Source organism: Petrachloros mirabilis (assembly GCF_975968855.1).
On record NZ_CDLUDY010000259.1, the window covers coordinates 1 to 5,555 of the forward strand.

The window sequence follows — 5,555 nt, forward strand, 5'->3', positions numbered from 1 at the left end:
CGATGGGGAAATTGCAGGCCTCCATTTCGGTTCGTGACGACATAATTCACTGCCAGGGGCAGTGGACGCTTCCGAATCTCGCGGAACTCCAGCACGAAGGCGCGGCGCTGCGATGGCCTCAGGCGAAGCGGATCGTCTACGACGCCAGCCGGATTACAGCGATGGACACAGGTGGAGCGCTTCTGCTGTACGAGAACATCGAATTGGCGAGGCGTCGAGGCTGCGAATCGGCACTTGAAGGGCTCCGTCCTGAATTCGTCGATCTTCTTCGACTCGTGTCGTCGCAATGGGCGCGGGCAGGACATGAGGCGGCCGGTCGGGGCGTCGGATGGCGTGACCGCCTCGATCGGACCCTTCGGCGTCATGGGAATTCGATCATTCGCGGGCTGGCTTTTCTCGGCGAGAGCACGGTGTCGTTTATCCGTACGCTGCGATGCCCTCGATCAATCCGATGGCGTGCCTTACTTCGGGTGATCGAATTGGACGGCGTTCGGGCGTTACCGATCACGGGATTGTTGACATTTCTCGTGGGGGTCGTGATCGCATATCAAGGTGCAGAACAGCTGCGAAAATTCGGGACGAATATTTACATCGTCGATCTGGTCGGCATCTCGTTGCTGCGGGAAATCGCTCCGTTGATCGTTGCGATCTTGATCGCCGGCCGGTCCGGCTCCGCCTACGCTGCAGAGATCGGGACGATGAAAGTGACGGAGGAGCTGGACGCGGTCCGCACGCTCGGCATCTCGCCCATAAATCTGCTCGTGTTACCTCGATTGTTCGCTCTTGTCATCGCCCTTCCGCTGTTGACAGTCTATGCAGACGGGTTAGGCATCTTCGGGGGCATGTTGATTGCGTCAGGTCAGTTGAACGTGAGCTTTACCGAGTTCATCGATCGCTTTGAGGAAGCGGTCTCTGTGCGTCATTTTCTCATCGGATTGGGGAAAGCGCCTTTCTTTGCGGCAATCATCGCGTTGGTCGGCTGTTATCAGGGTTTCCAAATACGAGGGGGCGTGATGGATGTCGGGCGGCACACGACGCTCAGCGTGGTCCAGAGCATTTTCCTGGTCATCGTATTCGATGCAATTTGCTCCATTCTCCTCAACTGGTGGAACTTGTGACGACGACGCGTTCGGTGGCTACAACGGTGCCGGTGATCGAGGTCGATCATGTCACGACGCGGTTTGGGGCGTCAGTCGTGCATGACGACATCAGTTTGTCGATCGACCGCGGCGAGATCTTTGCCATTGCCGGCGGAAATGGTTCCGGGAAATCCACGTTACTGCGGGAAATCATCGGCCTACTGACACCTTCAGCGGGATCCGTCAGACTCTTCGGAATCGACAGTCGAGAGTTAGAGGAACCCGAGGGGAGAGGATTCCATCGCCGTTTCGGCGTGATGTTCCAGCACGGGGCCTTATTCAGTTCGCTCACTCTGGCGGAAAATGTGGCTGTGCCGTTGCGGGAGCATACGAATCTGAGCCCGCAACTCATTCAAGATATCGTTGCCCTCAAAGTTGCGATGGTCGGCCTGCCGCCTGACAGCGCGGGGAAATATCCCAGCGAATTGAGCGGGGGCATGAGGCGGCGGGCTGCGCTCGCCCGGGCGATTGTGATGGACCCGGAACTATTGTTTCTCGATGAGCCGACCGCTGGCCTCGATCCGATCATCGCCGCGGCCTTTGACGACCTCGTGCTCCATCTCAAGAATGTGTTGGGTCTCACAGTGGTCATGGTGACGCACGATCTCGATTCGCTCTGGCGCATTGCGAGCCGGGTGGCTGTGCTCGGGAACGGAAAGGTGTTGGGTATCGGGACAATGGAAGAGCTGTCTCGGTCGGAGAATCCGCTCGTGTATGAATATTTCAACGGTCCGCGTGGGCGTGCGGCAAAAGAGCAACGGGTATGGAACCGAAAGTGAACTACGTCATCGTCGGGTTGTTTATGGCCGTGCTCGGAGCGGCCATTCTTGCTGGTGTCCTCTGGCTGGGGAAGACGGATTTCAGGGATGCCTATGATCGGTACCATGCGTTCATGCGTGAGTCGGTCGCGGGGTTGAGCGTTAATTCGACGGTGAAATACAGAGGCGTGGACGTTGGACGCGTGAAGGATATTGCCTTAAATCCTGAAAATCCAGAGGAAGTGCGTCTCGTTCTTGACATTGCTCGCGGGACACCGATTAAGACCGACACTATCGCTGTCCTTGAGACTCAAGGATTGACCGGTCTGGCCACGCTCAACCTGACCGGTGGTAGCCGTGATGCCCCGCCTCTCCAAGCGACGGAAGGCCAGGAGTATCCGGTGATCAAGACCGGACCTTCGTTGTTCTTCCGGCTCGATGAAGCGATTTCGCGTCTGCTCTCGGAGAAGGGGCTGACCAAATTATTGGAAGACCTCGATACCGTGGCAAGGAGTGTCTCGGATCTGATGGATGAAGAGAATCGAGCGAGGTTCAAACAGACGATGAAGGATTTGTCTGAAGCGGCACAAACCGTCGCAGCTCATAGGACGCAGCTGGAACACGGATTGTCCGGAGCGGCGCAAACAGGGGAGAGTCTGGCCAGGATGGCCGCGTCGCTCAATGAGCAGATCCCTCTGTTGCTCGGCCGTGTGAACAAGAGCGCCTTGGCCATTCAGAGGCTGACGGATGAACTGGCTCGGACCGGCAAGGCCGTGGGGAGCGTCGTGAACGAGACGAAACCGGAAATCGAACAATTCTCCCGACAGACGCTCCCGGAACTAAGCCTGTTAGTGGGAGAGTTGAGACGCCTCACTGCCACACTGCAACGTGTTGCTAGTGAGATCGAACGGGAACCCAACGCGTTGCTGTTCGGGCGAACGCCAGCGCCGCGGGGGCCTGGAGAATAGGACAACAAATGAAAAGAAACGGCGTAGTGGTTATCGTGCTGGGATTGCTGGTAGCAACCACAGGCTGCTTGATGCCTCGTGCAGAATCCCTGCCGCTTCACACGTATCAGTTGAATCCGTTCTCTGAATCACCGTTGCCGGACGCTCGGACGATCGGTGATAAAGGTCCTGTGTTGCTCATCAGTCTGCCGCAGTCGGATCCGGGATTCGATACGCAGAGGATCGCCTATCGAACAAGGCCTTATGAACTCAATTATTTTTCCACCAGCCAGTGGGCCGATACTCCCGTACGGATGCTGAGCCCTCTTCTGGTCGCCGCATTTGAGCAGGCTCCGTTATGGGGCGTGGTTGTGACGGCACCCACTGTCCTTCGCGCTGACTATCGGATCGATGTCTCCAGTCTTGTCTTGGTACAAGAGTTTCTCGAGGTGCCGAGTCATGTCAGGATTTCCTGGAGAGTCCAGCTGGTTCGCCTTCTGGAGGGGCGCCCCCTTGGTGCGCGGCGTTTCGAGGCTGTACAGGTTGCGCCGAGCGAAGACGCATACGGAGGTGCGCAGGCGGCGAATCAGGCTCTGGCTAAACTGCTTGGGGATGTGACATCGTGGGTGGCGGGCTGTGTAACACAACCGGAGAGGGCGGCGTGTTGAAATGAGACCGTCGCTGCGAACCGGGCTTAGTTTCGGGCTCACGTCCGGCGTCATCACGACATTAGGACTCATGGTCGGCCTTCATGCGGGCACGCACTCGCGCAACGTCGTCCTAGGAGGGATTCTGACCATCGCCGTGGCTGATGCTCTGTCGGACGCGATGGGTATCCATCTCGCTGAGGAGTCGAAGAACAGCGGACCGCCTCTTTACATTTGGGAATCCACAGCCGCAACGTTCGGCGCAAAGCTGCTCATCGCATTGACATTTGTTGTGCCGGTCCTACTGGTTTCGCTCCAGATGGCGATTGTCCTTAGCCTGCTGTGGGGTTTCTTGCTTCTCGCGGTACTGAGTTACTTTCTTGCGCGCGCACAACAGATCCGCCCGTGGAAAGTCATCGCTGAGCACCTTCTCATTGCTCTGTGTGTGGTCGCCATTGCTCATTATCTGGGTGATTGGGTTCAAGGGTGGAGAGAGTAGAAAGGGCTTCCATGGAACAACCGATAAAGCCAGAAGCATCTTCATTAGACACGACGTACGAGCATCTGCTCACACTCTGGACGTCGGGGGTGCGTGACTATCACACGATGCTGTCCGACTACCTGACGGCAAACTCAATTTTTGTGGCGGTGATCGGCTTGCTCGTGTCCCGCGAATCGCTGTCCTTTCCCTTTACGCTGCTGATCATCCTGCTGTCCGTGTTCGGCATTATGCTTTGCTGGCAGATGGCCATCGTGCTCGGCCGCTTTTCCGGCCAGAATGCCCTGTGGGAGTGGCGGTTGAGGGGCATAGAACAGGCGTCGCAGTGGGGAGGGGGAAAACTTCTGACCGCCCTCCACCAACTGCATGAACAGCGGCAGCCGATTCAAGATGCGGAGAACATCCCGCCTGTCTTCGAACCGAATTGGGCTTTTCGCCAGCACCGTCGCTGGTGGGGCCATCGGGCCGTGAGCTTCCCATGGTTTTTTGGTTCCGTCTACAGTCTGTTTCTGCTCTGGGCGATGCTTCAACTCATTCAACAATTGATCGGCAAAACTTCATAACATTCCGAGGAGGACGGACGTATGTGGACACGATTCGTGCCGTCGGTCTGCTTGTGCACAGTGATGATGGTTGCCTCCGCTGCGGTTTGTGAGGGAGGTGAACGACAAAGGGGAGTTGAGAGTCGCCATCAGGTCGTCATACATGTGAATTCAGGTGACGAACTGGTTCAAAGAGGCGCATTGAACAACATCAAGCATCTCTATCAGGAGTTGGGAGGGGATGGGGTGAAGGTGGAATTAGTTGTGCACGGGACCGGACTCAAGCTGTTTATGAAGCGGGAGACCAAGCTCGGAGAGGAACTTGAACGACTTTACGGACAGTATGGCGTCAGTTATACGGCCTGTTCCAATACGATGAAGGCCATGAACATTACGAAAAGCGATTTGATCGACCAGGTCGCCTGGACAGTTCCGGCCATGGTGCGGCTGATGGAACTCCAAGAGGCGGGATGGGTCTATATCAAGCCGTGAGACGTGAATGGTAAAAAGTAAAAAGTGAAACATTTTGGGGAACAATAAACTGGGAGGAAAGGCTGTTATGGAACCAAGGCCGAAGACGTATACCTATCACACGAGTGTGAAGTGGACGGAGCAGCGAAAGGGGACCATGTCCTGCACGGGGAAGCCCGACGTGGAGGTGGCGACTCCTCCCGAGTTCAAGGGGCACGAAGGGATCTGGTCGCCCGAAGACCTGTTTGTCGCTTCCGTAGAAATCTGCACCATGACGACGTTTCTGGCTTTCGCGGAACGGACGGGCCTCGCGTTCGTGTCATATACGAGCGAAGCGGAGGGTTGCCTGGAGTTGGTGGAGGGAAAGTTCCAGTTTACGACCATCACCGTTCGCCCCCGAATTATCCTGCGTTCAGAATCGGATGGTGCCAAGGCGAATGAGGTCATCCAGAAGGCCGAAGCCGCCTGCCTGATCGCGAATTCGATGAAAACGAAGGTGACAATAGAGCCGACTGTGTCCGTGTGAGGCCTGGATTCGTTCGAGAGGCAGTA

General features: G+C 56.6%; 8 protein-coding genes. All 8 read left to right on the forward strand.

Going from position 1 to position 5,555, the window contains the following annotated elements; genetic code table 11:
- On the forward strand, nt 1–1,118 hold a 1,118-nt coding region (locus ACWVCN_RS10990; protein ID WP_455245744.1), incomplete at its 5' end, for an ABC transporter permease.
- Entirely contained in the window at nt 1,115–1,918 is an 804-nt protein-coding gene (locus ACWVCN_RS10995) for an ABC transporter ATP-binding protein (protein ID WP_455245745.1), read from the forward strand. The genes ACWVCN_RS10990 and ACWVCN_RS10995, both read left to right, overlap by 4 nt.
- Nucleotides 1,903–2,865, forward strand: a complete 963-nt coding sequence (locus ACWVCN_RS11000) for an MlaD family protein (RefSeq protein ID WP_455245747.1) — start codon at nt 1,903–1,905, stop codon at nt 2,863–2,865. Before ACWVCN_RS10995 ends, ACWVCN_RS11000 begins: the two co-directional genes overlap by 16 nt.
- 8 nt (nt 2,866–2,873) lie before the next feature.
- A complete protein-coding gene (locus tag ACWVCN_RS11005; RefSeq protein ID WP_455245748.1) occupies nt 2,874–3,512 on the forward strand; it encodes an ABC-type transport auxiliary lipoprotein family protein in 639 nt (212 codons plus the stop codon).
- Between the two features lies 1 nt (nt 3,513).
- The gene (locus ACWVCN_RS11010; protein WP_455245749.1) at nt 3,514–3,990 is read left to right on the forward strand and encodes a hypothetical protein; all 477 of its coding nucleotides are present in this window, start codon (nt 3,514–3,516) and stop codon (nt 3,988–3,990) included.
- 11 nt (nt 3,991–4,001) lie between these two features.
- Nucleotides 4,002–4,553, forward strand: a complete 552-nt coding sequence (locus tag ACWVCN_RS11015) for a hypothetical protein (RefSeq protein ID WP_455245750.1) — start codon at nt 4,002–4,004, stop codon at nt 4,551–4,553.
- Nucleotides 4,554–4,574: 21 nt separating this feature from the next.
- Nucleotides 4,575–5,024: a DsrE family protein gene (locus ACWVCN_RS11020; RefSeq protein ID WP_455245751.1), complete on the forward strand. Its 450-nt coding sequence runs from the start codon at nt 4,575–4,577 to the stop codon at nt 5,022–5,024.
- Between the two features lie 67 nt (nt 5,025–5,091).
- The gene (locus ACWVCN_RS11025; protein ID WP_455243135.1) at nt 5,092–5,529 is read left to right on the forward strand and encodes an OsmC family protein; all 438 of its coding nucleotides are present in this window, start codon (nt 5,092–5,094) and stop codon (nt 5,527–5,529) included.
- Nucleotides 5,530–5,555: the final 26 nt, after the last annotated feature.